The sequence below is a fragment of the Devosia elaeis genome (genome assembly GCF_001650025.1).
Classification (GTDB): domain Bacteria; phylum Pseudomonadota; class Alphaproteobacteria; order Rhizobiales; family Devosiaceae; genus Devosia; species Devosia elaeis.
Genome location: NZ_LVVY01000074.1, coordinates 32,470 through 58,524, shown reverse-complemented (window position 1 = coordinate 58,524; position 26,055 = coordinate 32,470). Strand labels below are relative to the sequence as shown.

General features: G+C 63.7%; 27 protein-coding genes. 11 read left to right on the top strand and 16 right to left on the bottom strand.

Annotated features, from left to right (window positions below; genetic code table 11):
• Positions 1–192 precede the first annotated feature (192 nt).
• Both xdhA and uraH read right to left on the bottom strand, forming a co-directional pair.
• Entirely contained in the window at positions 193–1,659 is a 1,467-nt protein-coding gene (xdhA, locus tag A3840_RS07650; RefSeq protein WP_067454341.1) for a xanthine dehydrogenase small subunit, read from the bottom strand.
• Between the two features lie 161 nt (positions 1,660–1,820).
• Positions 1,821–2,171: a hydroxyisourate hydrolase gene (gene uraH, locus A3840_RS07645; protein ID WP_067454339.1), complete on the bottom strand. Its 351-nt coding sequence runs from the start codon at positions 2,169–2,171 to the stop codon at positions 1,821–1,823.
• 153 nt (positions 2,172–2,324) lie between these two features.
• Between uraH and puuE the strand changes: the two genes are divergently transcribed.
• Positions 2,325–3,743 carry an allantoinase PuuE gene (gene puuE, locus A3840_RS07640; protein ID WP_067454336.1) on the top strand — a complete coding sequence of 473 codons (1,419 nt, stop codon included), beginning with the start codon at positions 2,325–2,327 and terminating at the stop codon, positions 3,741–3,743.
• Here puuE and A3840_RS19655 read toward each other — a convergent pair.
• Together A3840_RS19655 and A3840_RS07635 are read right to left on the bottom strand one after the other, a co-directional pair.
• Positions 3,740–3,916 carry a hypothetical protein gene (locus A3840_RS19655; RefSeq protein ID WP_165603142.1) on the bottom strand — a complete coding sequence of 59 codons (177 nt, stop codon included), beginning with the start codon at positions 3,914–3,916 and terminating at the stop codon, positions 3,740–3,742. The genes puuE and A3840_RS19655 overlap by 4 nt on opposite strands.
• A gap of 133 nt (positions 3,917–4,049) precedes the next feature.
• Positions 4,050–4,508 carry an SRPBCC family protein gene (locus tag A3840_RS07635; RefSeq protein WP_067454479.1) on the bottom strand — a complete coding sequence of 153 codons (459 nt, stop codon included), beginning with the start codon at positions 4,506–4,508 and terminating at the stop codon, positions 4,050–4,052.
• Between the two features lie 50 nt (positions 4,509–4,558).
• Here A3840_RS07635 and A3840_RS07630 point away from each other — a divergent pair, with 50 nt between their 5' ends.
• The 5 genes from A3840_RS07630 to A3840_RS07610 all read left to right on the top strand — a co-directional run bounded on the left by A3840_RS07630 (position 4,559) and on the right by A3840_RS07610 (position 8,345).
• Complete coding sequence (locus A3840_RS07630; RefSeq protein ID WP_067454333.1) at positions 4,559–4,891, top strand: ArsR/SmtB family transcription factor; 333 nt, start codon at positions 4,559–4,561, stop codon at positions 4,889–4,891.
• A gap of 100 nt (positions 4,892–4,991) precedes the next feature.
• Positions 4,992–6,110, top strand: a complete 1,119-nt coding sequence (locus A3840_RS07625) for a baeRF8 domain-containing protein (protein ID WP_067454330.1) — start codon at positions 4,992–4,994, stop codon at positions 6,108–6,110.
• 73 nt (positions 6,111–6,183) lie between these two features.
• Positions 6,184–7,002 carry a bifunctional allantoicase/(S)-ureidoglycine aminohydrolase gene (locus A3840_RS07620; RefSeq protein WP_067454321.1) on the top strand — a complete coding sequence of 273 codons (819 nt, stop codon included), beginning with the start codon at positions 6,184–6,186 and terminating at the stop codon, positions 7,000–7,002.
• Between the two features lie 3 nt (positions 7,003–7,005).
• Positions 7,006–7,500, top strand: coding sequence for an ureidoglycolate lyase (locus A3840_RS07615; RefSeq protein ID WP_067454316.1), 495 nt, complete (start codon positions 7,006–7,008; stop codon positions 7,498–7,500).
• Positions 7,501–7,583: 83 nt separating this feature from the next.
• Positions 7,584–8,345, top strand: coding sequence for an META domain-containing protein (locus A3840_RS07610; protein ID WP_067454313.1), 762 nt, complete (start codon positions 7,584–7,586; stop codon positions 8,343–8,345).
• A 10-nt stretch (positions 8,346–8,355) separates the two neighbouring features.
• Here the strand turns inward: A3840_RS07610 and A3840_RS20140 are convergent, their stop codons facing one another.
• The gene (locus A3840_RS20140; protein WP_281180560.1) at positions 8,356–8,484 is read right to left on the bottom strand and encodes a hypothetical protein; all 129 of its coding nucleotides are present in this window, start codon (positions 8,482–8,484) and stop codon (positions 8,356–8,358) included.
• A gap of 160 nt (positions 8,485–8,644) precedes the next feature.
• Here A3840_RS20140 and otsB point away from each other — a divergent pair, with 160 nt between their 5' ends.
• Together otsB and A3840_RS07600 are read left to right on the top strand one after the other, a co-directional pair.
• On the top strand, positions 8,645–9,436 hold the full coding sequence (otsB, locus tag A3840_RS07605) for a trehalose-phosphatase (protein WP_067454307.1): 792 nt from the start codon (positions 8,645–8,647) through the stop codon (positions 9,434–9,436).
• Positions 9,437–9,480: 44 nt separating this feature from the next.
• A complete protein-coding gene (locus tag A3840_RS07600; protein WP_067454302.1) occupies positions 9,481–10,893 on the top strand; it encodes an alpha,alpha-trehalose-phosphate synthase (UDP-forming) in 1,413 nt (470 codons plus the stop codon).
• A 421-nt stretch (positions 10,894–11,314) separates the two neighbouring features.
• On the opposite strand, the gene A3840_RS07595 is transcribed toward A3840_RS07600, so the two are convergent.
• The 4 genes from A3840_RS07595 to A3840_RS07580 form a co-directional block, all read right to left on the bottom strand.
• Entirely contained in the window at positions 11,315–12,754 is a 1,440-nt protein-coding gene (locus A3840_RS07595; protein WP_245676569.1) for a DEAD/DEAH box helicase, read from the bottom strand.
• Positions 12,755–13,229: 475 nt separating this feature from the next.
• Positions 13,230–14,021, bottom strand: coding sequence for a molybdopterin-dependent oxidoreductase (locus A3840_RS07590; RefSeq protein WP_067454297.1), 792 nt, complete (start codon positions 14,019–14,021; stop codon positions 13,230–13,232).
• On the bottom strand, positions 14,018–14,872 hold the full coding sequence (locus A3840_RS07585; RefSeq protein WP_067454292.1) for a cytochrome b/b6 domain-containing protein: 855 nt from the start codon (positions 14,870–14,872) through the stop codon (positions 14,018–14,020). The genes A3840_RS07590 and A3840_RS07585 overlap by 4 nt, the downstream gene beginning before the upstream one ends.
• A gap of 74 nt (positions 14,873–14,946) precedes the next feature.
• A complete protein-coding gene (locus tag A3840_RS07580; protein WP_067454473.1) occupies positions 14,947–15,597 on the bottom strand; it encodes a ThuA domain-containing protein in 651 nt (216 codons plus the stop codon).
• Positions 15,598–15,820: 223 nt separating this feature from the next.
• Between A3840_RS07580 and A3840_RS07575 the strand changes: the two genes are divergently transcribed.
• Positions 15,821–17,425: a bifunctional metallophosphatase/5'-nucleotidase gene (locus A3840_RS07575; protein WP_067454289.1), complete on the top strand. Its 1,605-nt coding sequence runs from the start codon at positions 15,821–15,823 to the stop codon at positions 17,423–17,425.
• A gap of 166 nt (positions 17,426–17,591) precedes the next feature.
• Complete coding sequence (locus tag A3840_RS07570) at positions 17,592–18,017, top strand: hypothetical protein (RefSeq protein WP_067454286.1); 426 nt, start codon at positions 17,592–17,594, stop codon at positions 18,015–18,017.
• An 84-nt stretch (positions 18,018–18,101) separates the two neighbouring features.
• On the opposite strand, the gene A3840_RS07565 is transcribed toward A3840_RS07570, so the two are convergent.
• Complete coding sequence (locus tag A3840_RS07565; RefSeq protein WP_067454283.1) at positions 18,102–18,353, bottom strand: GlsB/YeaQ/YmgE family stress response membrane protein; 252 nt, start codon at positions 18,351–18,353, stop codon at positions 18,102–18,104.
• Between the two features lie 166 nt (positions 18,354–18,519).
• Here A3840_RS07565 and A3840_RS07560 point away from each other — a divergent pair, with 166 nt between their 5' ends.
• Positions 18,520–19,011 (top strand): hypothetical protein, encoded by a 492-nt coding sequence (locus tag A3840_RS07560; protein ID WP_067454280.1) that lies wholly within the window; start codon positions 18,520–18,522, stop codon positions 19,009–19,011.
• Between the two features lie 226 nt (positions 19,012–19,237).
• Here the strand turns inward: A3840_RS07560 and A3840_RS07555 are convergent, their stop codons facing one another.
• The 6 genes from A3840_RS07555 to A3840_RS07530 all read right to left on the bottom strand — a co-directional run bounded on the left by A3840_RS07555 (position 19,238) and on the right by A3840_RS07530 (position 25,844).
• A complete protein-coding gene (locus A3840_RS07555; RefSeq protein ID WP_067454273.1) occupies positions 19,238–20,281 on the bottom strand; it encodes a Gfo/Idh/MocA family protein in 1,044 nt (347 codons plus the stop codon).
• Positions 20,282–20,492: 211 nt separating this feature from the next.
• A complete protein-coding gene (locus A3840_RS07550) occupies positions 20,493–21,281 on the bottom strand; it encodes a ThuA domain-containing protein (RefSeq protein WP_067454270.1) in 789 nt (262 codons plus the stop codon).
• Between the two features lie 168 nt (positions 21,282–21,449).
• Entirely contained in the window at positions 21,450–22,454 is a 1,005-nt protein-coding gene (locus A3840_RS07545) for an ABC transporter ATP-binding protein (RefSeq protein ID WP_067454267.1), read from the bottom strand.
• Between the two features lie 12 nt (positions 22,455–22,466).
• Positions 22,467–23,312, bottom strand: a complete 846-nt coding sequence (locus A3840_RS07540; RefSeq protein ID WP_067454264.1) for a carbohydrate ABC transporter permease — start codon at positions 23,310–23,312, stop codon at positions 22,467–22,469.
• The gene (locus A3840_RS07535) at positions 23,312–24,292 is read right to left on the bottom strand and encodes a carbohydrate ABC transporter permease (RefSeq protein ID WP_067454262.1); all 981 of its coding nucleotides are present in this window, start codon (positions 24,290–24,292) and stop codon (positions 23,312–23,314) included. The genes A3840_RS07540 and A3840_RS07535 overlap by 1 nt, the downstream gene beginning before the upstream one ends.
• Before the next feature lie 283 nt (positions 24,293–24,575).
• The gene (locus tag A3840_RS07530) at positions 24,576–25,844 is read right to left on the bottom strand and encodes an ABC transporter substrate-binding protein (RefSeq protein ID WP_067454259.1); all 1,269 of its coding nucleotides are present in this window, start codon (positions 25,842–25,844) and stop codon (positions 24,576–24,578) included.
• Positions 25,845–26,055: the final 211 nt, after the last annotated feature.

Genomic DNA, 26,055 nt, shown 5'->3' with positions numbered 1-26,055 from the left:
GGGGCGAGGGAGCCAGGTCGGCGATTTTGACACGGCCCAGCACCAAACTGGATCGGTCCCCTCGCCCCTCCGGGGAGAGGGCTAGGGTGAGGGGTGCTGCGCTGGCCACAATCGCAGGAAGAAACCCCTCATCCGCCCTTCGGGCACCTTCTCCCTCAAGGGGAGAAGGGAAGTGCGGTCCAAGCTCAACCATCACGCCACCTCCCGCTTCAGCCGCTCGCCCTGCCCCTGGGTCTCCAAGAAAAACCGCTTGAGCAGGTTCTGCGCCGCCAGCAGCCGGTATTCGGCCGAAGCGCGCATGTCGGAAATCGGTTGATAATCCTCGGCGAAAGCCGGCAGCACCGTTTCGACGCTGTCCATCGTCCAGGGCTTTCCGACCAAGGCCGCCTCGACCGCCCGCGCCCGCTTGGGCGTCGCCGCCATGCCACCAAAGGCGATGCGCGCCATGCCCACAATGCCGGCATCGTTGACGAAGACGCGAAACGCGCCGCACAGCGCCGAGATATCCTCTTCGCGCCGCTTGGAAATCTTATAGGTCGCGAATGTTTCTCCCGCCGGCAGCAACGGGATGGTGATGCTTTCCACGAATTCGCCCGGCTGGCGGTCCTGTTTTCCATAGGCCAGGAAATAGTCTTCCAGCTTGATCTCGCGCCGATGCTCGCCCCGGCGCAGATGCAGCTTGGCGCCCAGCGCAATGAAGGGGGGCGGCGTATCGCCGATGGGCGAACCATTGGCAATATTGCCGCCGATCGTGCCCATATTGCGCACCTGTTCGCCCGCGAAGCGGTTCCACAATTCCCCCAATTGCGGGAAATTGGCCTGGATGACCGGCAGCGCCTCCGAATAGGTCACCCCGGCATAGAAGCGCACTTCGCTGTCGTTTTCGGCGATCCGCTTCAATTCCGGCAGGTGACCGATAAAGATGACCGGCCCGATGCGGCGCATGAATTTGGTGACCCACAGCCCCACATCGGTCGAGCCCGCCACGATCCGGGCCTCGGGATTCTCCGCATAGAATGCCGCGAAATCGTCGAGGCTGGCCGGAATGATGATCCGGTTCTCCCCCGTGCCGACCTCGACCCGCCGCCCGTCATGGATCGCCCTGATCCTGTCTTTCACCGCAATGCGCTCGGCCCAGAGCGGATCGCCCTGCGGCTGGCCATAGCTGGAAATCGCCTGGCCGGCGCGGATGATCGGCGCATAGCCGGTGCAGCGGCAGAGATTGCCCTGCAGCGCTTTTTCGATGGCGTTGCGCGACGGATCGGGATCGCGCATCCAGAGCCCGTAAAGGCTCATGACGAAGCCCGGCGTGCAGAACCCGCACTGGCTGCCATGATGATCGACCATGGCCTGCTGCACCGGATGCAACGCGCCGTTCTCGCCGCGCAAGTGCTCGATGGTCACCACATGCGTGCCATGGAGACTCGCGACGAAGCGGATACAGGCGGTCACTGAATCATAGATGATCTCGTCGCCCGCCAGCCGCCCGACCAGAACGGTGCAGGCTCCGCAATCGCCTTCCGCGCAACCCTCCTTGGACCCGCGCAGGCGCCGCTCCAGCCTCAGCCAATCGAGCAGGGTCAGATCGGGCGCCACATCGGTGAGACTGATCTCCTCGCCATTGAGCAGGAAGCGGATGGCGTTTGCGACTTCGACCATCCTAAAGCCCCCTCACCCTAGCCCTCTCCCCGGAGGGGCGAGGGGACGCAGGAACCGATAGCGCAGCATCATTTGAAACTTGGGGGCCGTAGCCGTCGCCCCCTCGTCCCTCCGGGGAGAGGGCCGGGGTGAGGGGCCTATTGGCAAACATGAACGCCATCTCAACTCCCCCGATAGGTCGAATAAGCAAATGGGCTGACCAGCAGCGGCACGTGGTAGTGCCGGTCTTCCGATATGGTGAAGCGGATCGGCACGACATCGAGGAAGGGCGTCTCGATCTCCACCCCCAGCCGCTCGAAATATTGCCCCACATGGAAGCGGATTTCGAATTCGCCCTGCTGGAAATCCTCGTCCAGCAGCGGCCGGTCCACGCGGCCATCCTCGTTGGTATAGCTGTCGAGCAGGTGATGGGTGTGGTCGCCATGCACGAAATGCAGTTCCAGCCGCATGCCGCGCGCCGGCTTGCCCTGCATGGTGTCGAGTACGTGTGTCGTCAGGCGACCGCCCGCCATGCTGCTGCTCCCAAAATCGTCCCCTGGAAAGAGATTATCGTATCAGCCCGGCGGCGCAATGCACATTTTTTACCAGATGGTCCATTTTTGGGCATCTTGTTTGCGGCCATCGGCGCGCTAGACTTGCGCCATTGCGACGCCAAGAGAGTTTCGATGAACCGCTATCCTCGTGACATGCACGGTTACGGCCAGACCCCGCCCCACGCCAATTGGCCCGGCGGCGCACATGTGGCGGTGCAATTCGTGCTCAATTACGAGGAGGGGGGCGAAAACAACATTCTCCATGGCGACGCCGCCTCGGAAGCCTTTCTCGTGGATGTGCTCGGCGCCGCGCCCTGGCCCGGCCAGCGCCACGCCAATGTGGAATCGATGTATGAATATGGCGCCCGGGCCGGCTTCTGGCGGCTGCATCGGCTGTTCACCGAAGCCGGTCTGCCGGTCACCGTCTATGGTGTCTCCTCTGCCCTGATGCGCGCCCCGACCCAATTGGCCGCCATGCAGGAGGCCGGCTGGGAAATCGCCAGCCACGGCCATAAATGGGTGCAGCACAAGGACATGGCGCCGGACGAGGAACGCCGGGAGATCGCCGAGGCCATCCGCCTGCACGAGATCGCCACTGGCGCCCGTCCGCGCGGCTGGTATACCGGCCGCTCCAGCCTCAACACCATCGATCTCGTCGCCGAGGCCGGCGGCTTCGCCTATATCTCCGACACCTATGACGACGACCTGCCTCACTGGCGGGTTATCGGCGGTCAGCCGCAGCTCATCATCCCCTATTCGCTGTCCACCAACGACATGCGCTTCGTCACCGCGCCAGGCTTCGACAATGGCGAGGAATATTTCACCTTCCTCAAGGACAGCTTCGATTGCCTTTATGCCGAAGGCCAGGCCGGCGCGCCGAGGATGATGTCCATCGGCCTGCATTGCCGCCTAGTCGGCCAGCCCGGCCGCTTCCAGGGCCTCAGGAAGTTCGTCGACTACATCCAAGGCTTCGAGAAGATCTGGGTGCCCACACGCCTGGAGATTGCCGAGCATTGGGCCCGCGAACATCCCTATATCGCGCCCGAAACCATTCCTAGCCAGCTCGGTAAGGACGATTTTGTCGCCCGTTACGGCTCGATCTTCGAGCATTCCCCCTGGATCGCCGAGCGCGCCTGGGAGGCGGAAATGGGCCCGGCCAACGACAATGCCGTCGGGCTCCATTTCGCGCTCCGCAGCCAGTTCCGCATGGCGACGCCGGAGGAGCGGCTGGCGGTGCTGCGCGCCCATCCCGACCTTGCCGGCAAGCTGGCCGCCGCCAAGCGCCTCACCGCGGATTCAACCGCCGAACAGGCCTCGGCCGGGCTCGACGCCCTCACCGACGCGGAGCGCGAAAACTTCACCGCGCTCAACAAGGCCTATGTCGAAAAGTTCGGCTTCCCCTTCATCATCGCCGTGCGCGATCACACCAAGGCGTCGATCCTGGAGAATTTCCGGCGCCGCATCGCCAATACGCCGGAGGAGGAATTCGCGACGGCCTGCGGCCAGGTGGAGCGGATCGCCCTGCTGCGGCTCAAGGCGCTGCTGCCCTAGCCATCCTGCCCAATGGACCTGTCGCCGGCCGCCGCTTCGTCCCGCTCCAGCCCGAACAGGATGGCGAGCATAGCCAGCCAGGGCAGGTTGTGCTGCACCCAATGGTGTTCGATGCCGCCGATATTGAGAAGCAGGTTACGCATCCGCCCAGCATAGGCGGAAAAATTGAACAATCGGTAACCCTAATCAGCCCCTAAGACGCATCATCCACACGCGCAGCTTGGCGGCATCAAGCCATGCCGAATAGACCTCTTGGGGCGTGAAGCTGGCGGAGTCGTGCCGCGCAACCAGCACTAACCATATCCGTCACTTGTAGAAGCCGTCGCGCAGGTTGATGCCGTGCTCGATCCAGACGCGCATGGCGCAGAGCATGCCAGTCCAGCCTTCGCAATTGCTATAGGACGCCTTCTGGCCCGCTTCATTCTCGCGCCATCCGGCTTCATGAATCTGAACCAGCGTGCGCCCCGCCTCGATCGCCTCGAAGCGCATGGTCACAATGGTCTCGTAAGTGCCCGCCGGATCGCCGTCTTCCGGCGCTTCCCAGCGCAGCACGATGCGCTGGTCCGGCACCACCTCGACGACATGGACCGGAAAGGCGCCGGGAAAATCGTGAAAGTCCCAGGTGACGGTCGCGCCGGTTTCCAGCCGACCCTGCGCGCCGCCCGTGGTGAAATATCCCGAGAGCTTGGCTGGGTCGGCCACCGCCTCGAACACCTCGTGCACCGGGCGGGAAATGCGCCCGCTTACCGTGAATTCATAGGCCATTTCCACCTCCTCGGCTTGACCACAGGCATTATATGTTATAAATCTATAACATGTCAAATGACGAAGCGGACGACCTGATTTTCAAGGCTTTGAGCCATCGCGTGCGGCGGCGCATTCTCGACCATCTCAAGGCCGAGCCGCGCACTACCGGCATGTTGTGCAAGCTCTTTCCCGAGCTCGACCGCTGCACGGTGATGCAGCATCTCAACGTGCTCGAGGAGGCCGGCCTGGTCATTCCCGAAAAGCGCGGCCGCGAGCGCTGGAACCATCTCGACGCTCTGCCGGTCCACGCCATTCACGAACGTTGGATCGGCCCATACGCGGCCTATGCCGCCGCCATGCTGAGCCGGCTCAAGACGGGCATGGAGGTGCCGGCCGGCTGATCACGCCAAAGTCAGCCGCCGCGCCCGCCCCGGCCGAAACCACTATTGCCCCAGCCCGTTCCCCTTCCACACGCCGCCGTGATGAAAGGAACGATAAGGCATGCTTTATGTCGATATCCCCACCCTTAAGGACCTCGCCAATCTCCGCGCCAGCCGCGACGAGGCCAGCGTTTCGATCTATCTCGAAACCACCCCGCTGACCCAGGATATCGAGAAAAGCAGGATCGCCTTCGGCAATCTGGGCAAGGAGGCCTTGTCGCAACTGGCTGATGCCGGCCTCGACAAGCGGCGCCTGGCCAGCCTGATCGAGGAGCTGGACGACCTGGCCGACGACGACGACTTCTGGCGCCGCCAGGCCCATAGCCTCGCCGTCTTCGCCACACCCGACAGCATCCGCACCTTCCGCCTCGCCAATCGGCTCATCGATATGGCGGAAGTCTCCGACCGCTTTCATTTGAAGCCATTGCTGCGCGCCGTCACCTTCCGCAACGCCGCCCATGTGCTGGCCGTCTCGGAAAACCAGGTCCGGCTGGTGGAGATCGCCGCCGATCTGCCCCCGGCCGAAGTCGATGTGCCCGGCTTTCCCAGGGGCGCGGCCGATGCGGTCAACAAATCGACGATCAACGACCGCTCTCACAGCCGCCGCATCCATGGCTCGGAAGGCCAGAAGGTACAGCTGACCAAATATATCCGCCGCATCGACGCCGCCCTGCGTCCCATCCTGGCGGGGCAGGACCTGCCGCTGATATTGGCGGCCACCGAGCCGGTCGCCTCCCTGATGCGCTCGGTCAGCGGCCTGGATTTCGAACCGGACATCATCGCGGGCAGTCCCGACCGGCTCGCCGAGGCCGAGCTTGCCGATGCCGCCCGCCAGGTGCTGGATGCCCGCTATGCCCGCAAGCTCGCGGATTTCTCCACGCTTTTCGACACCCGCGCCGGTCAGAACCGCGCGACCACCGACCTCTCCGACGCGGCCCGTGCCGCCACTTTCGGTGCCATCGACACGCTTCTGATCGACATCGACAGCGTCGTCCACGGCCTCGTGGACGAGGACACCGGCGCCATCGCCTTTTCCGAAGCGCCCGACGCCGTCGATTACGGCATCGTCGATGAGATCGCCGGAAGGGCGCTGGCATCAGGCGCCAATGTCATGGCGGTGCGCCACCAGGACCTGCCGCGCCAGGGCGATCTGGCCGCCATCCTGCGCTACCCCGTCTAGCCAAGTCCCCCGACTTCCCGCTAAGGATTGGGCGGCGGCCAGGTGTTGCCGCCCAGCATTCGACAAGCGAGCCATGGCTTCCACCTACGCCTCCCCGCCCGCCGGCCTGCCCGGCCAGATGTCGCTCCATACCGGCCGCGCCGTATTTACCGAAGCCTATGCGCTGATCCCGGCCGGCGTGATGCGGGACATCGTCACCTCCTATCTGCCCCATTGGCGCGACACGCGCCTCTGGGTCATCGCCCGGCCGCTAAGCGGCTTTGCCGAGACCTTCTCGCAATATATCGTCGAAGTCCTGCCCGGCGGCGGCAGCGAAAGGCCGGAGCAAAACCCCGAGGCCGAAGGCGTGCTTTTCGTGGTTGCGGGACAAGTAACGCTGACCCTTGCCGGAGAAACCCATCTGCTCGAGGAAGGCGGCTACGCCTTCCTGCCGCCCGGCGCGTCATGGAGCCTGGTCAACAAATCCACCGCGCCGGCCCGCTTTCATTGGGTGCGCAAGCGCTACGAGGTCGTGGACGGCATCGAAATCCCTCCACCCTTCGTCGCCAACGAGCAGGACGAACCCATCCGCTGGATGCCGGACACCAACCAGACCTGGGGCACCACGCGCTTCGTCGATCCCGCCGACACCCGCCACGACATGCATGTGAACATCGTCACCCTGGAGCCCGGCGCCGTCATCCCCTTCGAGGAAACCCATGTGATGGAACATGGCCTCTATGTGCTCGAGGGCAAGGCGGTCTATCGGCTCAATCGTGACTGGGTGGAAGTCGAAGCCGGCGATTTCATGTGGCTGCGCGCCTTCTGCCCCCAGGCCTGCTATGCAGGGCCGGAGCGCTTCCGCTATCTGCTCTACAAGGACGTCAACCGCCACGCCAAGCTGCCCTTCTGAGCCATGCAGGATCGTCTCATCCGGATCGAGCCGCTGACGCCCCAGGCCTTCGCCCCTTTCGGGCAGGTCATCCAGACCGAGGGCGCGCGCCATTATCCCATCAATGCCGGCATGACCGAGCGCTACCACGATCTGGCGCGGGTCGAGCTGGGTGGCGTCCATCCCAGGCCGCTCATCTCCATCTTTCGCGGCCAGCCCTATGCGCTGCCGCTGGACCTTGGCCTGGTGGAACGGCATCCGCTCGGCAGCCAGGCCTTCTATCCGCTCTCGGACAATCCCTGGCTGGTCATCGTCGCCGAGGACGAGGCCGGCACGCCCGCCCGCCTCCGCGCCTTCCGCCCCGCGCCGGGCCAGGGCGTCAATATTGCCATGAACACTTGGCATGGCGTGCTCACGCCGCTGGAACGGGAAAGCGCTTTCTTGGTCGTCGATCGCGGCGGGGAGGGCGACAATCTGGAAGAATATCGCTTCGAGCTGCCATGGCGGATCGAGGGCTGAAGCTCTAATAACCCTGATTTTCGTCTTTGCTCGCATCCCTTTGGCCCCTGCGGTAGTTTCTCTGCAAATGCAGGGAGAAAGCCATGTCCGTGCTGAAGCTCATCCATGTCGTCCTGGCGCTGCTCCTGCTGGCGGGTTCGGCCATGGCCGATAACCTCACGCTCAGTGGCACGGTCACCTATCGCGAGCGCATCGCCCTGCCCCCTGGCGCGCAATTGCGCGTCACGCTCGTCGCCCTGCCGGATGGAAGGCCGATTGCCGGCGCCTCGGCAACCATCCCCGCCATCGGCCAGGTGCCGCTGAACTATGCGCTGAATGTGCGGACGAAGCTGTCGACCGGCCCCTATGGGCTGGTGGCCGAAATCCGTGGCGGCGGCCGCATCCTGTTCCGCAATGCCCAGCCCGTCCCCGTCGATCCGGCCATGCCGGCCCCGGTCGATATTCTCGTGCGATCGGTGCCCGGCCATCCGGTCCTGCCCCCGGTCCAGCCGCCGCCCATGCCCTCCGGCGATCTGCTCGATGTCCTCTGGACCGTAACCAGCATTGGCGGCACCCCCGTTACCGGCAGCCGCCCGCCCACACTTTCCATCGCCTCCGACCTGCGCGCAGGCGGCCATGCGAGTTGCAACAGCTATTTCGCCGAAGCCAGCATGACCGGAAATCGGCTCGTCTTCGGTCCCGCCGCGGCCACCCGCATGGCCTGCGCGCCCGAGCTCATGGCCCAGGAAAATGCCTATCTGTCGGCTTTGGCCGCGGTGACCGGCTTCGAGATCGATGGTGACAGCCTGCGCCTGCTCGATGCCGCCGGCGTCGCGCTGGTCGGCCTCGTCCGCAGCGGGGATTGAACGGCGGGCCCTATTCGCCGAGCACCAGCTCCGGCATATAGGTGCTGCGGGGCACCTCGGCCATGGAAGCGGCAAAGGTCAGCGCGCTGATCGTCAGCGCCAGCAGCGCTCCGAGCATGATTTGGGACAGGCCCTTCATTCCGCCGCCAATGCCTCGCTGATCACCTGCCGACGCCCTGCGATACGCGATCCACATCCCGGCGCAAATCCCGTCCGGCGCATGCCAGCCATGTGCCCCGAACCTTTTTGCCGCCCCGGCGTTGCAATGACTGGCTATCAATGTAACCAAGGGAGTCGCCATGTCCGACCCGATTGCTCACGCTGGCGGCGCGGTTCCGTTGCTGGCCGTATTCACCGATTTCGACGGCACCCTCGTCGAGATCGCCGAGACGCCCGATGCCATCGATGTGCCGTCCGGGCTGACCGAACGCATCGATCGCGCCCTGCACGATTTCGACCATGCCTTCGCCGTGCTGACCGGCCGCGAGATTGCAGACATCGACCGCTACCTTTCCCCCCTGCAATTGCCGGTGGCCGGCGCCCATGGCGCCCAGCGCCGCCGCGCCGACGGCACGCTGGAAGAGGTCGACCAGGCCATCATCGAAGGCGCCGACGCCATTGCCCAATCGCTGCAGGCCCTGGCCATGACCAATCCAGATCTCCTGATCGAGGCCAAGGATGGCGCCGTGGCCATGCATTTCCGCCAGGCCCCTGAAATGGAGGAAGCGGTGCACCTGGCCATGCAGGAAGCGCTGCTCGATCACCCCCAGTTCACCCTCGTGCCCGGCAAGATGGTGCTGGAAGCCCGCCCCGTCGGTTTCGACAAGGGCGCGGCCCTGCGCGCCTTCATGCAGGAAGAGCCCTTTGCCGGCCGCACGCCGATCTTCATCGGCGATGACCGCACCGACGAGGATGCCTTCCGCGCGGCCCAGGAATTGGGCGGCGTCGGCATCAAGCTCGGCTCGGGCGAAACTGCCGCCCGCATGCGCATCGCCAATGTGGCCTCGGTCTATGCGCTGCTCGAAGGCCTGGGCGGCCTCGCCCATCGCCACCAGGACGCCGCCCCGATCGTCACCGACACCGCCCATTGAACGCCACGCCGATCCCGAAAAGCAGCAAAGGAGCCAGAGAACCCATGAGTCGCATCGTTGTCGTATCCAACCGCACACCCGGCAAGGGCCCCGTCGCCGGCGGGCTTGCCGTGGCCTTGCGCAAGGTACTGAGCGAACGCGAAGGGTTCTGGTTCGGATGGTCCGGCAAGCTGACCGATCAGCCTTCCAAGGAGCCGCGCTTCGAGGATATCGACGGGCTCAAGGTCGCCCAGGTCGATCTGACCCGCGACGATCACCACGCCTATTATGCCGGCTTTTCCAATTCCATCCTCTGGCCCAGCTTCCACCTGCGGCTCGACCTCGCCACCATCGAAAGCCATTGGTACGAAGGCTATCGTCGGGTGAACCAGCAGTTCGCCCGGGCGCTGCTGACGCTGATCCGCCCCGACGACATCATCTGGGTGCATGATTATCACCTGATCCCCCTCGCCTCGGAACTGCGCAATCTGGGCGCCCGCAACCGGATCGGCTTCTATCTCCACATCCCCTTCCCCACTGCCGATGCGCTCTACGCCATCCCGCACCATGAGGAATTGATGCGCGACCTCTCGCGCTATGACCTTGTCGGCATGCAGGCCAAGCGCGATGTCGCCGCCTTCACTGAGTTCGCCGAGCACCAGATGCCCTCCACCTTTGGCGGGCATCGCAGCGAGACCATCGATTTCAGCCGCACCGAGGTGGATTCCTTCCCCATCGGCTCGGACCCGGACGCCTTCGCCCGCCTGGCCGTCAGCCCGGCCGGCACCAAGATGATTCACCGCATGAAGCGCTCCCTCGGCGATCAGCGGCTGATCCTGGGCGTCGACCGCCTGGACTATTCCAAGGGCCTGCCCCAGCGCGTGGAAGCCTATGAAAAGCTTCTCGCCAACAATGCCCGCCTGCGCCGCTCCGTCCACTTGCTGCAGGTGGCCCCGCCTTCGCGCGACAGCATCAAGGAATATCAGGAAACCAGCGACACGCTGGACGCCATGTGCGGCCGCGTCATGGGCCATTTCGCCGAGCCCGACTGGCAGCCTCTCACCTATGTGAAGCGCGCCTATGGCCAGCCCAGCCTTGCCGGCCTCTACCGTCTGGCCAGGGTCGGGCTGGTGACGCCCCTGCGCGACGGCATGAATCTGGTGGCACACGAATATGTCGGCTCCCAGGACCCCGCCGATCCGGGCGTGCTGGTGCTGTCCCGCTTTGCCGGCGCCGCCGAGATTTTCCCCGAAGCGCTGCTGGTCAATCCCTTTGATACCGACGAAACCGCCGAAGCCCTGCGCATCGCCCTCGACATGCCGCTGGACGAGCGCCTGGATCGCTGGCAGGCACTGATGCAGGCCGCCCGCGCGCACAATGTCGACAATTGGGCCATCAGCTTCCTCGACCGCCTGGCGCCGGACACCATGCAGAAATCCAGCAGCCGCGACATTCTCTATCTGGCCTCCGTGGCTTAGCGCGCAACGGGTTCGACGGGAGCGTTTGCCGCAGCATCCCCGTCGTCATTGCCCGGCTTGTCGGGCAATCTATCTTCACACATCGCGACCGCTATGGATCACCCGGACAAGCCGGGTGATGACGATTGGGGGATGTGTTTACTTTGATCACCCTCCCCCTTGAGGGGAGGGCAAGCAGAGCTTTGGTCCGAAGGACCTTAGCGACGCTCGGGTGGGGGTGCTGCGGCTTCGGGAAAACGGGGCGTTCGCGGCTGTCTCCGCCCCCCTCCCCAGCTCTGCTAGGCTCCAGGGAGCCAAGCTGCGCTACCCTCCCCTCGTGAGAGGGCGCGGGCGCTAGAGCCGCAGCCGTCAAAACCTGAACCCCTCTAGGACTTCCGGAATCAACAAACAAAAAGGGCGGTCCCTCGGGACCGCCCTTTTCTTATGCGTTTGCCGAAGCGCGGCGGGCGCGGCCAGCGTCGCGCTGGCCCTTGGTCCAGCGCGGCTTGCCGCTCTTGGCGCCGGGCTTGCCGCCGATGACCTTGCCGGTCTCGGAATCGCGACGCACCATCTTGGCCTGCGCCGGACGCTCGCCATTGGCCGGCGCCGCGGCCTTGGTCCGCTCGCCGCCGGGGCGCGGCGTGTTGAACTTGCGCGGCTTGGCCTTGGGATTGCGCGCCGTGCGAGCTCCGGCGGGAGCGCCCGGTGCATTCCGCGCCCCGCGGGGCGCCGGCGCTTCCTCCACCAGGTTGACGTCGCCGGAGACCGGCAGCGTCCGGCGGATCAGCCGTTCCACGTCGCGCAGCTTGCTCTTTTCGGTGCCGTCGCACAGCGTGATGGCAATGCCCGAAGCGCCGTTGCGGCCGGTGCGGCCGATGCGGTGCACATAATTTTCCGGATCGTCGGGCAATTCGTAATTCACCACATGGGTGATGCCGGTGACGTCGATGCCGCGCGCCGCGATATCGGTGGCGACGAGAATGCGCACCGAGCCATTGGCAAAGCCCTTGAGCGCCGCCTGGCGCGCATTCTGGCTCTTGTTGCCATGGATGGCGGCGGCCTCATGCCCGTCGATGGCCAGGTTCTTGGCCACGCGGTCGGCGCCATGCTTGGTGCGCGAAAAGATGATGACGCGCTCCATGCCTTCCTTCTCGTCGGCGAGCAGGTCGTTCAGCACGCCGCGCTTGGCCTTGGAACCGGACATGATCACCCGCTGGTCGATCTTGACCACGGTGGAGCCCTGCGGCGCCGCCTCGACCTTGATCGGCTCCTTCAGCAGCGTCTTGGCCAGGTCTTCCACTTCCGGCGCCATGGTGGCGGAGAACAGCATGGTCTGGCGACGCAGGCCGATCTGCCTGGCAATGGCGCGCACCGGGGCGATGAAGCCCATGTCCAGCATGCGGTCGGCCTCGTCCAGCACCAGCCAGCGCGTTTCATTGAGGCGGATCTTGTTGTCGTCCATCAGATCCTTGAGACGGCCGGGCGTGGCCACGACCACATCGACGCCCTTGGCGATCTTGCCGACCTGATGGTAGCGCGACACCCCGCCCAGAACGAGCACGGTATCGAGCTTCATCTTCGAGCCCGCGAACTTGCGGATATTCTCGTCGATCTGCACCGCCAGTTCGCGCGTCGGCGCCAGGATCAGCGCGCGCGTCGTCATCGGCCGGGGCCGGCCGGTCAGGCCCAGAATGCCGGCCAGGATCGGCAGGCCGAAGGCCGCCGTCTTGCCCGAGCCAGTCTGGGCAATGCCCAGCATGTCCCGGCCCTCGAGCAATTTGGGAATGGCCTGGCTCTGGATTTTTGTGGGCTCGGTGAAGCCGCCGGCAGTCAGGCTGTCGGTAATCAGGCTCGGCAGGCCGAGGGAAATGAAATCGTTCAAACTCTTGTCTTTCATGTCGCGCGAAACCGCGCATGCGCCCTGCCGCACCTGCGGCGAGCGCGTCTTCAATATGCAATCGGGCGATAGGGATTATCGCGCGGGTGCTGGCTCAAAACCCGGACTGCTTGGAGCGTCTTCAGAAAAAGTGGGAACCGGTTTTTCGGTTCGAAGACGCGACCACTGAAACAGTCTCCGGGCCGACTCCGCCGCTCACCGCGTAAGTAAGAAGAGAAGTCCATCGACGGTCATTTTGCCGCGACGTGGGGCACATATGGGGGAGAAGCGCGAAAAAGGCAAGTGTGGCGGGCGCATGGGAGGGGTGCAGGCCCCGCCTCGAGCACGATGCGGCACCTCCCCCTTGACGGGGGAGGATGGGAGGGGGCGCTGGAGCCCCGATGTCCGAGCGGGTGATCCCCCCACCCCAGCCCTCCCCGCAAGGGGGAGGGTGCTGCGCCGGTGAATGCCACAAGCTCAACTAAATCCCCCCGTACCAATCATACCCGTTGTCCTCCCAATAGCCGCCCTTGCCCCGCCCGAACGGGCTGAGATCGTCCACGATCTCGATCGTGTGCAGATATTTGGGTTGCTTGTAGCCCAGCGCCCGCTCGATCCGCAGGCGCAGCGGTGCGCCATTGCTGACCGGCAGCACCTCGTCGTTGAGCCCATAGGCCAGGATCGATTGCGGGTGATAGGCGTCCACCAGGTCCGAGCTGGTATAATAGAGAATGTCGCCCGAAACCGTGCGCTGGATATTGTCGAAGCAATGATAGACGGCGAAGCGCGCGCCCGGCTTCACCCCCGCCTGATCCAGCACCGGCCCCAGCGGCGTGCCGGTCCATTTGGCGATGCAGCTCCAGCCCTCGACGCAATCGTGGCGGGTGATCTGCGTCCGGCTCGGCATATTGCGCAATTCGGCGAGGCTGAAGCTCACTTCCCGCTCCACCATGCCCTTGATGGTCAGCCGGTAGGGTTCGAAATTGGCCTGCCGCAGGAACATATATTCGGGCGTGCTCGGCTCGGTCGAGCCATTGGGCTTCATGCCCTGCCGGATTTCGCTTTCGGCATATTCGCGCGCCAGCACCTGGTCGCCGATCAGCGCGCGCTGCGCCGAATAGGTCAGCACATTGGCCTGTTCAATTACTTCCCGCACCGGATTGCCGCGCTGCGCCAGGAAATCGAACTGGTTGCAGCCCGACAGCACCAGCCCCGATCCTGCCGCGGCCGAGCCGAGCAGGAAGCGGCGGCGATTGACGATCAGCCGGCTCATGGCCTGTCTCCCTGCTCGCGTGGCGTGCCGGGCGCGGTGCGATACCAGCCGGTGATCATCGAGCGCAATTGGTTGAGCGGCCCGGCCAGCAACACCATGACGATATGCACGATGAAGAACAGAACCAGCAGCACCATCACCCCGAAATGGATGGTCCGCGCCGTCTGCCGCCCGCCGAAAAGATCGAGCAGCCACGGCCAGGCGGCATCCATGCCCGGGCTCATGGTCAGCCCGGTGAGCACGATCAGCGGGAACAGGATGAAGAACACGATGAAATAGCTGAGCTTCTGCAACGGCGAATACAGCCGCCCGTGATGCAGCCGAAACCGGGCGTGGTCGGCCAGGTCGCGCGGCAGGCCGGCCACGTCACGGCCACCGGGCAGGATGTCGCGCCGCAAATGCCCATTGATGAAGCTGGCGAGGAACCAGACGAACAGTGCGCCGACGAAAATCCAGCCGAAGAAGAAATGCACCACCCGGCCGGTCGCCAGGTCGCGGAAGGAGGGAATGGTCACCGCGCCCGGAAAGGCCGTATAGACCGGGCTGGCCTGCGGTCCGCTCATCCCCAGCACGCCCGTCGTGTCATAGGTCTGCCCGAACAGGATGGTGCGCCCGCGCGGCCCTTCGGGCGTATTCACCGCCCCGATGCGCAGCAGCGCATTGTCGTATTCGAAGCCGCTTTCCTGCCCCACATAGAGGGCGGGATGGGCATTGAAGATTTGCAGCCCCGAGAGCAGCAGGAAGAACAGGCAGATCGCCCAGACCCAATGGGTCACCCGCGTCCACACCGATTGGCGATAGACCAGCGGCCCCTTGGCCGCCGGCAGCTTCGTCGCATCATCCAGGCTCATGTCGCGTGCCTCCCGCAAGCGATACGATGCCAAAACCCTTTCGGTTTCAACTCACCTTGCTTTGAGAACGGCGACTAGCCCTCCTCGCGCGCCGCCCAGTTGATGCCCCGGCGCAGGATCGTCGCCATGTTGGGATTCTCGAATTCCTTGACGCTGTGGCCCAGCGTCATGTGGAAGACGCGGCCCTTGCCATGCCGGCGCTTCCAGGCCACCGGCATCACCACGCCCTCGATCCAGGGCGCATGCTCGCCGCTGAACGTCGTCGTCGCCAGCACCTCGTTCGAGGGGTCGACATGCATGTAATATTGCTCGGACGTATAGGGAAACGACTTGATCCCCGCCATGATCGGATCGTCCGGCTTGGCCACGTCCACCGTGTAGTCGATGATATTGCCCGGATGGGCCACCCATTGCCCGCCCACCATGAACTGGTATTCGACCGAATCGCGGAACGCGTCGCTCATGCCGCCGTGATGCCCGGCCAGGCCCACCCCGTTCTCGACCGCCTTGGTGAGGTTCTCCACCTCCTCCTTGGCGATCTTGCTCATCGTATAGATGGGGATGATCAGCGACAGGTCGTGAATGGCCGGATCGGCAAAGGCGCTGGTTTCCGTGGCCGTCCGGACCGAAAAGCCGTCCTCGTGCAGCCAGCGGCGATAGATGGAGGCGCATTCCTCCGGATCATGACCTTCCCAGCCACCATAGACGATCAAAGCACTGCGCATGAGCATTCCCCGCAAATCAAGCGGGCGGAGAATACCCTACTGGTTCAGTATTGAAACCCCGTGCCGATCACAGTGCGAACTTGCTGCACACGGGGACGAAATTTGACCAAAAGGTCCACTTTCGTCCGTCATAAATTGCTGTTTTACTGCATTCGACGCAGGCGCCTGCCAACTGTCCCGGCATGACGGCGACGTCGAACGCAAAAGCAAAGGGAAAACAGGGATGAAAAACCTATTGCTGGGCGCCACTGCGCTCACGCTCTGTGCCGGCTTCTCAAGCGCGGCCTATGCCGAGTTCACGCTCAATATCCTGCATATCAACGATTTCCATTCCCGCTTTGGCCCGATCACCAGCTCGGATTCCAATTGCGATGTCGAAACCGATGCCGCCGGCGAATGCTTCGGCGGCATTGCGCGCCTCAAGACCGCGATCGACGCCAAGCGCGCCGAACTCGAAGGCCAGAACGTCGTCCTGGTCGATGCCGGCGACCAGTTCCAGGGCTCGCTGTTCTACACCCAGTACCGCAGCGAGATCATCGCCGAATTCGCCAACGATCTCGGCATCGAAGTGATGGCCGTGGGCAATCACGAATTCGACGACGGCCCCGAGGAACTCGCAAAACTGCTCGATGCCGTCGATTTCCCGATCATCTCGGGCAATACCAATGTCGAAAACGAACCGCTCCTGGCGGGCCGCATTCCCGGCACGTTCGTGCTCGAGGTCGGCGGTGAGCAGATCGGCTTCGTCTCGGCTCTCGCCGAAGATACCGATGAAACCTCCTCGCCCGGCGACAATGTCGAATTCGAGGATACCTTCACCAGCCTGCGCGCCCAGGTCGATGCGCTGACCGCTGCCGGCGTCAACAAGATCATCGCCCTCACCCATGTGGGCTATACGCAGGATTTGCAGATCGCGGCCAATGTGCCGGGCATCGACGTGATCGTTGGCGGCCATTCGCACACGCTCTTGTCCAATACCGAGGAAGGCGCCGCCGGCCCCTACCCCACCCTGGTCAACAATCCCGATGGCGTCGAAGTCCCGGTCGTCACCGCCTATTCCTATGGCAAATATCTCGGCGACCTGGTCGTCACCTGGGATGATGAAGGCAATGTGACCTCCGCCGACGGCGCCCCCATCCTGATGGATGCCTCGGTCGAGCCCCATGAGGCCTATGTCACCCGCCTGGCCGAACTCGAAGAGCCGATCCAGGAATTGATGGCCCAGGTCATCGGCACCACCACCGAAGCCATCGATGGCTCGCGTGAAACCTGCCGCGTCATGGAATGCACCATGGGCAACCTAGTCGCCGATGCCATGCTCGATCGCGTGGCCGACCAGGGCGTCACCATCGCCATCCAGAATGGCGGCGGCCTGCGCGCCTCGATCGATGCCGGCGAGATCACCATGGGCGAGGCGCTGACCGTCCTGCCCTTCTCCAACACGCTGGCCACTGTCGAAATTTCCGGCGCTGACGTGATCGACGCGCTTGAAAACGGCGCTTCCGACATCGAAAACGGCGCCGGCCGCTTCTCGCAGGTCGCGGGCCTCAAATACAGCTACACCCTGTCCAAGCCCGCCGGCGAACGCATCAGCGACGTCATGGTCCGCTCCGGCGACGACTGGGTCCCGATCGACGAGGAAGCCACCTACAAGATCGCCACCAACAATTACATGCGTGGCGGCGGCGACGGCTACGGCACCTTTGCCGAAGGCGACAATCCCTATGATTTCGGCCCGCCGCTGGAGCAGGTGCTGGCCGATTACATCGCCAAGCAGGGCGGCGAATACACGCCCTATACCGATGGCCGCATTACCGTCATCGAATAGACCCTGCATAAAGGGCACGGAAGGGGCGCTTCGGCGCCCCTTTTTCGTTTCGGAACTGCGTTTGCCCGAACTTCACCCAATTCCTGACGCAACTTCGACATGATTGCGGGACAGTCACTCACGGTCTCGTGAAGAGACCCAACCCCTTGACGCAAAAGAGTTCCCAATGAAGCCCTTTGCCATCGCCGCAACCCTGGTTGCAACGCTGACCCTGGCCGCCTGCGGCAACGCCCCCGACCAGCCCGCCGAGACCGCGACTCCGGCCGCCCAGACCGAAACCATTCCCGAGGCCGATCCTGCGCCGTCCGAAACCCCGGCCGAAGCGCCCGCCGCGACGCCGTCCGTTTCCGTCGACGTGCCCGCCGGCACCATGGTGCCCGGCACCGAGATGACGGTCGAAGAGGCCGTCGAGAACGTGCAGCAGCAGGTCAACGAAATGCAGCTGACCGACGAGCAGAAGCAGCAGGCCGTTGCCGACGCCCGCACCCAGGCCGAACAGGCCGCCCGCGCCGCCGGGCTGAGCGACGAGCAGGTCAAGCAGGCCGGCGACGCCGCCGAGCAGGCCGCCAAGACCATGTTTGGCATCGAATAATATGCGAGAGCGCTCCGCCTTCGGGCGGAGCGCCATCCCGGTTGGATACCGGGATCATGGCCGCGGTTTATGGAACCTGCCGGCTCAGGCGCGACGCGCCAATTGTCCCCAGATCAGCAGGATGATGACCGCACCCACGATGGAGGCGATGAAGCCTGCGCCGTCGCCGGGATTGTACCAGCCGATCTGCTGGCCCAGCCATGTCGCCAGGACCGAACCGACGATCCCCAGGACCGTGGTGAGGATGAAGCCCGAGGGCTTGTTGTCGCCCGGGGTGATCCACTTGGCGATGAGGCCGGCGAAGAATCCGATGATGATGGCCCAGAGAATGGACATGCTGACGCTCCTTGTATCGATGCCCGAATAAGTCGGGTCGGCCCGCCCGGTTGCAGGCCGATCACGATTTTCCCTTTTCTTCCGATTGTGAACGAATGCACGCAACCTGAATGGGATGCCCACGTTATTGCGGTCCGAGGGGCGTATGCAACTAGGAGTAAAGACAATGAAGAAGACCATGACCGCCATTTCCATCGCTGCCCTGCTCAGCGCCGGCTCCTTTGCCGTCGCACAGGATGCGGGGGTCGGCGTCGACGCCGGTGCCGGCGTTTCGGTGGATAGCCCGGCCGGGAGTGCCCAGGTCGGCACCGATGCAAACGCCAATGCCAATGCTGGCAATTCCGACAACACCTATGGTTCGGTGATCTCCTCGATTTCCGGCTCCGCCGATGTGGATTTGAGCGCCATCACCGATGAATCCAAGGTGACCATCGTGCTGCTGTCCTCGCTGCAGGGCAATGCGGCGACCGAAGCCTCGGCGCTCGATGAGGCCCTGTCGGCCGGTGCCGAGGGCCAGACCACGCTGCATGCCAATATCGAAGGCAACGAAACCATCAAGGCCAAGCTCGAGGCCGAAGGCTACGCCGCCTCCGACGTGGTCGCGGTCAAGTCCAATGCCGATGGTTCGCTCATCGTCTATGTGGACGATCGCGCCTGATCGCCCTCGTCCAAAAAAGGCCCCGGCACTGCGCCGGGGCCTTTTTGTTTGAGCCGTTGCACACAGCCCAGAACGTTTCATGTCGAGCTTAAACGGCAATCCCCATCGTCACCACCGGGCTTGTCCCGGTGGTCCATGCCCGCGGCTAAATGGATTGCCGGGACAAGCCCGGCAATGACGATAAAAACGGATCGGAAGCGACTGGCGCTTCAGCGCAGACTGCCCTCTAAACCACGTGTTCCATGCGGTCCCGGTCGGTCACCGTGCCCAGGTCCAGCACTTTCTGGATATTGGTGGCGTGGCGGAAACTGGGTTCGAGATTGCGGCCCATGCGGCAGGCATCGACGAAGCGCTGGTAATTGGTCGGCACGGGATCGACCTCCACCTCGGTCCAGGTCCCGGTCTCCACATCTTCCCCCAGGCAGGTGAAGAGCTTGGACCAGTCGTGCCGATGCTGCACTTCCAGCGAGCCTTTTTCGCCATAGACTCGCAGCCGCAATTCGTTGAAATGCCCCGTCGCCCAGCGCGTGGCATGGATCACGCCCAGCGCCCCGTTCTCCAGCTGCGCCGTCATGGCGAAGCTGTCATTGGCGTCCAGGTCATATTCGCCGATTCTGTTGCCTTCGGCCTTCTCGAAGGTCTCCAGCCGACAGAACACTTTCGAGAAATCGCTGCCCGCGCCATAGGCGGCGAAATCGAGGATGTGCACGCCGATATCGCCGAGCACACCGTTCGAGCCGTGCTTCTTGGAGAGCCGCCACAGCCACTGGCTTTCCGTGCGCCAATCGCCCCAGGCCTTGGAGACCAGCCAGCTCTGCAGATAGCTCGCCTCGAAATGCTTGACCGACCCCACCTGGCCCGATGTCACGATCTCGCGCGCCTTCTGCAATTGCGCGACATTGCGATAGGTCAGGTTGACCATATTGACCAGGCCCAGCCGCTCGGCCGTCTCGGTCATTTCCAGCGCCCGCGCATGGTCCGTCGCCAGCGGCTTTTCGCAGAAGACATGCTTGCGGGCCGCCAGGGCCGCCATGGTGGTTGGGTAATGCACGCTGTCCGGCGTCACATTGGCCACCGCGTCGAACTCGCCCCAGGCCAGGGCCGCATCGAGCGAACCGAAACCGCGCTCGATATTGTGCGCGGCGCAGAACGCTTCCACCCGCGCCGGATCGACGTCGACGCCGCCCGCCAGGGTCACGCCCTCGATGGAGGCGAAATTCTTGGCATGCGTATTGGCCATGCCGCCGGTTCCCAGAATGAGGATCCGCATAGTTTTATTCCTTGGGCACCCAGCCCGCTTGCAATGTATAACGGTCCATTCCTCCGGGGAAATGAACCGCATTCTCAACCATCGTCATCACCCGGCCATCCTCGGGCCTGACCCGAGGACCGGGTGATCCATCTTTCTTACGACTCTCCCGGCCCGATGGATTGCCCGGACAAGCCGGGCAATGACTATGAACGTGAGAAATGGGAAGCCGCTAGGCCTTCACTTCACCCGCATGATCGCTCGCCGACAGCTTGGCGCCGCGTTCCTCGATCTTCTCGATCGCCTCGCCCACCGGCGTATTCGGCGCCTTCATCAGATGGCTGTGGCGCTGCCCGCTATAGGCCCAGTTGACCGCATTGCGCAGCACCTGGCCCACATTGGCGTCGTGATAGGTGGGATAGGTTTCGTGGCCGGGACGGAAATAGAAGATATTGCCAGCGCCACGCCGATAGGTCAGCCCGCTCCGGAACACTTCCCCGCCCTGGAACCAGGAGACGAACACCGTTTCCAGCGGCTCCGGCACGGTGAAGGGCTCGCCATACATTTCCTCGTATTCGAGCTCGAAATAGGGCGGCAGGCCCTTGGCGATGGGATGGCCGGGATTGACCACCCAGAGCCGTTCGCGCTCGCCGGCCTCGCGCCAGTGCAGATTGGCCGGCGACCCCATCAGGCCCTTGAACACCTTGGAATGGTGCCCCGAATGAAGCACGATCAGGCCCATGCCCTGCCAGACATGCTCCATGACGCGCTTGACCACCGCGTCGTCGACCTTGTCATGGGCGGCGTGGCCCCACCAGATCAGCACGTCGGTATTGGCCAGCGCCTCCTCGGTGCAGCCATGCTCGGGCTCCTGCAGGGTCGTGGTCCTGGTCGTGATATTGGGATCCGACGCCAGCAGCGCCGCGATCTGGTTATGCATCCCCTTGGGATAGTTTTCGGCAACGACCTTGTTCTTCTGCTCGTGAACGTTCTCGCCCCACACCAGGGTACGGATGGCCATGATAATCTCCTGCTAGAAGCGGCAAGGGAGGATGCCGCTGTTTAAACTGGGCGCCTGTCCGCGAAAGCGGGAACCCCTGCTTGCGCAATCGGCTCCCGCTTTCCGGCGAAGGACACTTTGGGTCAACAAGATGGCGATGCTTTGCACCGCCACCTCAAAAGCACTTGTTCAGCGGATCGGCTTGCCCGCCGCGTCGAACCGGTGGATTTTGTCCTCCATCGGCGAGACCCGCAGCGTCTCGCCGCTATTATATTGCGCGGCCCCTTCCAGCCGCACCACGACTGGCTCCTCTGTGCCCATCTCGAGATAGACATAGGCGTCCGCGCCCAGGTTCTCGGTATGGATCACCGTGCCCTGCCAGATGCCGTCGGGCCGCACCAGCATGTGCTCGCCGCGAATGCCCAGGGTCGTGCAGCCGAAGCTTTCCGCCTTTTCCCCGCCGATGAAGTTCATCTTCGGCGAGCCGATGAACCCGGCCACGAAAATGCTGTCCGGCCGCTCATAGAGTTCCATGGGCGTGCCGACCTGCTCCACGATGCCGTCGCGCAACACGCAGATGCGGTCGGCCAGCGTCATCGCTTCGACCTGGTCATGCGTCACATAGATCATGGTGACGTCGTGCATGCCCTCATGCAGCTTGGCGATCTCGATACGCGTCGCCACGCGCAAGGCGGCGTCGAGATTGGAGAGCGGCTCGTCGAACAGGAAGACTTTGGGATCGCGGGTGATCGCGCGGCCGATGGCCACGCGCTGGCGCTGCCCGCCCGAAAGCTGCTTGGGCAGGCGGTCGAGATATTCGCGGATTTGCAGCATGTCCGCCGCCTTTTCCACGCGCTGGCGGATTTCCTCCTTGCCGTGGCCCTTTTCCAGCGTCAGCCCGAAGGCCATGTTCTCGTAGACCGTCATATGCGGATAAAGCGCATAGGACTGGAACACCATGGCGATGCCGCGCTTGGACGGCGCCAGGGCGTTGACCACCTTGCCGTCGAACAGCATTTCGCCCGAAGTGATGTCCTCCAGCCCCGAGATCAGCCGCAGCAGCGTGGACTTGCCGCATCCCGAAGGGCCGACAAAGACCATGAATTCGCCCTTCTTGATCTCCAGGTCCACGCCCTTGATGACGTCCACGACGCCGAAGGACTTGCGGATATTGCGCAGCTCGATGCTTGCCATTTTCTTTTTCCCTTAGCCTTTGACGCCGCCGGCCGTCAGGCCCGACACGATCTTGCGCTGGAAGATGAGCACCAGCACCACCAGCGGCACGGTGACCACCACCGAAGCCGCCATGATGATGCCCCACGGAATTTCGAACTGCGACCCGCCCGAGAGCAGCGCGATGGCCACCGGCACGGTGCGTGTCGCATTGGACGAGGTGAAGGTCAGCGCGAAGAGGAATTCGTTCCAGGCGCCGATAAAGGCCAAGAGACCCGTGGTCACCAAAGCCGGCCACATCAGCGGCATGAATACCCGCGTGATGATGACCCAGGGCGACGCGCCATCCACGATCGCCGCTTCCTCGATTTCCACCGGCAATTCGCGCATGAAGGTGGTCAATACCCACACGGTGAACGGCAGCGTGAAGATCGTATAGGAGAAGATCAGCGCCCAGGGCGTATTGTAGATGCCCAGCATGCGGATGACCTCGAACAGGCCGGCCAGCACCGCGATCTGCGGGAACATCGACACCGCCAGGATCGTCATCAGCAACAGGCCCCGCCCCGCGAACCGCACGCGGGACAGCGCGAAACTGGCCGTGACCGCCAGGAACAGCGCCAGCAGCACCGTCACGGTGGCCACGAAGATCGAGTTGAGCAGGTTCTGCACGAAGCTGCCCTGGGTGAACACCTGGACATAATTGTTCCAGGAAATATTGGTCGGCCAATAGGTGACGCGGAACAGGTCCGTGCCGGATTTGAAGCTGGTCAGGATCGCGTAGTAGAACGGGAACACCGAGACCACCACGATGACCGCGACCAGCGCGTAGAACAGCACGCTCTTGGTGAATTTCCAGAGATCGAAAGTCGCGCCCATTACCGGTCTCCCCCGTCGAAGCGCACACGACCCAGCCAGATATAGAGGATGGTCATCAGTGCGATGATCAGGAACAGCAGCGTCGACATCGCCGAACCATAGGCGAAATTGTCGAAGTCGAAGAGGTTTTCGCGCGCCAGCACGCTCATGGTCTTGGTGGCGACGCTATTGGGCGTCAGCACATAGATGAGGTCGAAGATGCGCAGCGCGTCGAGCAGGCGGAAGATGATCGCCACCATCAGCGCCGGCCGCACCAGCGGCAGCGTGATCCTGAAGAACTGCTTGATCGGATGCACGCCGTCGATTTCGGCGGCCTCGTAGATATCCTTGGGGATCATCTGCAGGCCCGCCAGGATGAGCAGCGCCATGAACGGCGTCGTCTTCCAGATATCGACGATCAGCACCGCGGTCATCGCCGTGTCCGGGCTCGCCGTCCAGGCGATCTTGGAGCTGATCAGCCCCAGATTGAGCAGAATATCGTTGATGATGCCGAACTGGTCGTTCAGCATCCAGCCCCACATGCGGGCCGAAACGATGGTCGGAATGGCCCAGGGAATGAGAATGGCGGCGCGCACGATGCCGCGCCCCTTGAATTCGGCATTGAGCACCAGGGCCACGATCATGCCGAGCACGGCTTCCACGCTCACCGAGATCACCGCGAAACGCAGCGTGTTCCATACCGCATTCCACCAGGCCGGATCGACCAGCAGGCCCCGATAGCGCACCGTGCCGCTTTCCAGCACCGTCCAGCGCAGGTAATTGCCGAAACCGATGAATTCGGACCCGTAGAGGTCGGTCAGCGACGCATCGGTGAAGGAAAACCAGATGGATCGCAGCAACGGCCACCCGGCCACCACCGCCAAGGCCGCCATCATCGGCAGAAGGAACCAGCGGGCCGCGGCCACGCGCTGCTTCATCAGTTCCGACCGCTCCGCGCGCCTGGGCGCGGCCATCGCGGTCGACATGGTCTCTGTCGTCATTTGCTTCCCCTGCCGGGTCGTCGCTCTGGACGATTTATTCTTCGCGGAACGGCCGTTCCTTCGCCTCCCTCCCCTTGAGGGGAGGGATTGAGGGTGGGGGTCCATCAGTGGATCGCTGAACCACCCCCTCCCCGACCCTCCCCTCAAGGGGGAGGGAGCGATAGAACCGCTTCCATCAAACGGACCTGATCCGGAACGCACGGCACCAGATCGGCCGTATCTCCTGATCACAAACCCCTCCCGGCGCGAACCGGGAGGGGCTTTTCGGGCGACTGGCGAGGACTTACCAGCCGCTGCCCTTGAGATCGGTCAGGTCGGCTTCGAGAAGTTCGAGATTCTCGGCAGCCGTGCCATTGCCCGAAAGGGTGTTGTGGACCGCGCTCCAGAACAGCGAGGAGACCTCGTTGTAATCGGTCTTGGTCGGAGCGGAGGGACGCGGCACCGCGTTCTGGAAGATTTCCTTCCAGTTGGCCATGAAGGGCGAAGCCTCGAGCACGTCGGCGTCGTCATAGAGCGCCTCGATGGTCGGCAGGTTCGACTGGTTGATGGCGCGTTCCTTCTGCACTTCGGGCGAGGCCAGGAACTTGGCCAGCTCGATGGCCGCTTCCGGATCGGTCGAGTACTTGGAAACCGCGACGTTCCAGCCGCCCAGGGTCGCCGCCGAGCGGGCGCCCTCGCCGTCACCGGCGGGAAGCGGCGCGACGTCGAACTTGTCCTTCACCCCGGAATCGTCGCCATTGCCCAGCGCATAGGCATAGGGCCAGTTGCGCATGAACACCGAATTGCCGAGCTGCCAGACGCCGCGGCTTTCTTCTTCCTGATAGGCCAGATTGCCTTCCGGAGAGATCGTGCCGATCCAGCCCGCGGCGCGGTCGACGGCCGCGGCGGCATTCTCGTTGTTGATCGAGATGGTGCCGTCTGCTTCCACGATCTGGCCGCCGCCATTGGACATGACCCATTCCAGCGCATTGCAGGTCAGCCCTTCATAGGCATTGCCCTGGAACACGAAGCCCCACATGTCCTGGTTGCCTTCGGCCCGCTCGCCATCCATGATTTCCTTGGCGGTCTCTTCGAGCTCGGCCCAGGTGGTCGGCACGGACTTGCCGTACTTTTCCAACAGGTCCGTGCGGTAGAACAGGGCGGGCGCGTCGGTGAAGGCCGGCAGCGCCACGAGCTTGCCGTCCACCGTCTGGGATTCGATGATCGAGGGGAAGTGCTGGTCGACGATATCGGCGGCCGCCTCGGTCAGGTCAAGGAACTGGTCGGCCAGCTGCGGAGCCCAGATCACGTCGGTCTGGTACACGTCGATATCGGTATTGCCGGCGGCGAGCCACAGGCGGTACTGGCCGAACTGGTCGGAGGTCGACGAGGGCATCGGCACCACGGTCACCGTATGGCCGGTTTCGGCTTCGAACTTGTCGAGCTGGCTGCGCAGGAACGCCAGGCCCGTACCGGTATCGCCCGAGACGATCGCCAGTTCGGCGGCCTGGGCCGCACCGGCCACCAGCGTCACGCTCGCCATCATCCCGACGAGCAGCTTCTTCAGAGTCATAGGAAATCCTCCCGAAAGATTCGCGGTTCGGGAAGGCGCGCTGAAACGGCCTTGCGCGACGCTGCGCTTGGCCAGGCCCCCTCCCATGAAAAGCACCCCGCCTGATCCGTTGACCGGTCAGTTTTAAAGCGCTTTGAAGGAAAGGGAACCAGAGACGCCATTTCCTGTCAAGCGGCGCATGCCGACAAATTTAGGAAATTCCGGCCCTACC

Bases quoted from the DNA above. Each gene is read 5' to 3' on its own strand.
- xdhA (WP_067454341.1), bottom strand. From the start codon at position 1,659: ATGGTCGAAGTCGCAAACGCCATCCGCTTCCTGCTCAATGGCGAGGAG.
- uraH (WP_067454339.1), bottom strand. From the start codon at position 2,171: ATGGCGGGCGGTCGCCTGACGACACACGTACTCGACACCATGCAGGGC.
- puuE (WP_067454336.1), top strand. From the start codon at position 2,325: ATGAACCGCTATCCTCGTGACATGCACGGTTACGGCCAGACCCCGCCC.
- A3840_RS07635 (WP_067454479.1), bottom strand. From the start codon at position 4,508: ATGGCCTATGAATTCACGGTAAGCGGGCGCATTTCCCGCCCGGTGCAC.
- A3840_RS07630 (WP_067454333.1), top strand. From the start codon at position 4,559: ATGTCAAATGACGAAGCGGACGACCTGATTTTCAAGGCTTTGAGCCAT.
- A3840_RS07625 (WP_067454330.1), top strand. From the start codon at position 4,992: ATGCTTTATGTCGATATCCCCACCCTTAAGGACCTCGCCAATCTCCGC.
- A3840_RS07620 (WP_067454321.1), top strand. From the start codon at position 6,184: ATGGCTTCCACCTACGCCTCCCCGCCCGCCGGCCTGCCCGGCCAGATG.
- A3840_RS07615 (WP_067454316.1), top strand. From the start codon at position 7,006: ATGCAGGATCGTCTCATCCGGATCGAGCCGCTGACGCCCCAGGCCTTC.
- A3840_RS07610 (WP_067454313.1), top strand. From the start codon at position 7,584: ATGTCCGTGCTGAAGCTCATCCATGTCGTCCTGGCGCTGCTCCTGCTG.
- A3840_RS20140 (WP_281180560.1), bottom strand. From the start codon at position 8,484: ATGAAGGGCCTGTCCCAAATCATGCTCGGAGCGCTGCTGGCGCTGACG.
- otsB (WP_067454307.1), top strand. From the start codon at position 8,645: ATGTCCGACCCGATTGCTCACGCTGGCGGCGCGGTTCCGTTGCTGGCC.
- A3840_RS07600 (WP_067454302.1), top strand. From the start codon at position 9,481: ATGAGTCGCATCGTTGTCGTATCCAACCGCACACCCGGCAAGGGCCCC.
- A3840_RS07590 (WP_067454297.1), bottom strand. From the start codon at position 14,021: ATGAGCCGGCTGATCGTCAATCGCCGCCGCTTCCTGCTCGGCTCGGCC.
- A3840_RS07585 (WP_067454292.1), bottom strand. From the start codon at position 14,872: ATGAGCCTGGATGATGCGACGAAGCTGCCGGCGGCCAAGGGGCCGCTG.
- A3840_RS07580 (WP_067454473.1), bottom strand. From the start codon at position 15,597: ATGCGCAGTGCTTTGATCGTCTATGGTGGCTGGGAAGGTCATGATCCG.
- A3840_RS07575 (WP_067454289.1), top strand. From the start codon at position 15,821: ATGAAAAACCTATTGCTGGGCGCCACTGCGCTCACGCTCTGTGCCGGC.
- A3840_RS07570 (WP_067454286.1), top strand. From the start codon at position 17,592: ATGAAGCCCTTTGCCATCGCCGCAACCCTGGTTGCAACGCTGACCCTG.
- A3840_RS07565 (WP_067454283.1), bottom strand. From the start codon at position 18,353: ATGTCCATTCTCTGGGCCATCATCATCGGATTCTTCGCCGGCCTCATC.
- A3840_RS07560 (WP_067454280.1), top strand. From the start codon at position 18,520: ATGAAGAAGACCATGACCGCCATTTCCATCGCTGCCCTGCTCAGCGCC.
- A3840_RS07555 (WP_067454273.1), bottom strand. From the start codon at position 20,281: ATGCGGATCCTCATTCTGGGAACCGGCGGCATGGCCAATACGCATGCC.
- A3840_RS07550 (WP_067454270.1), bottom strand. From the start codon at position 21,281: ATGGCCATCCGTACCCTGGTGTGGGGCGAGAACGTTCACGAGCAGAAG.
- A3840_RS07545 (WP_067454267.1), bottom strand. From the start codon at position 22,454: ATGGCAAGCATCGAGCTGCGCAATATCCGCAAGTCCTTCGGCGTCGTG.
- A3840_RS07540 (WP_067454264.1), bottom strand. From the start codon at position 23,312: ATGGGCGCGACTTTCGATCTCTGGAAATTCACCAAGAGCGTGCTGTTC.
- A3840_RS07535 (WP_067454262.1), bottom strand. From the start codon at position 24,292: ATGACGACAGAGACCATGTCGACCGCGATGGCCGCGCCCAGGCGCGCG.
- A3840_RS07530 (WP_067454259.1), bottom strand. From the start codon at position 25,844: ATGACTCTGAAGAAGCTGCTCGTCGGGATGATGGCGAGCGTGACGCTG.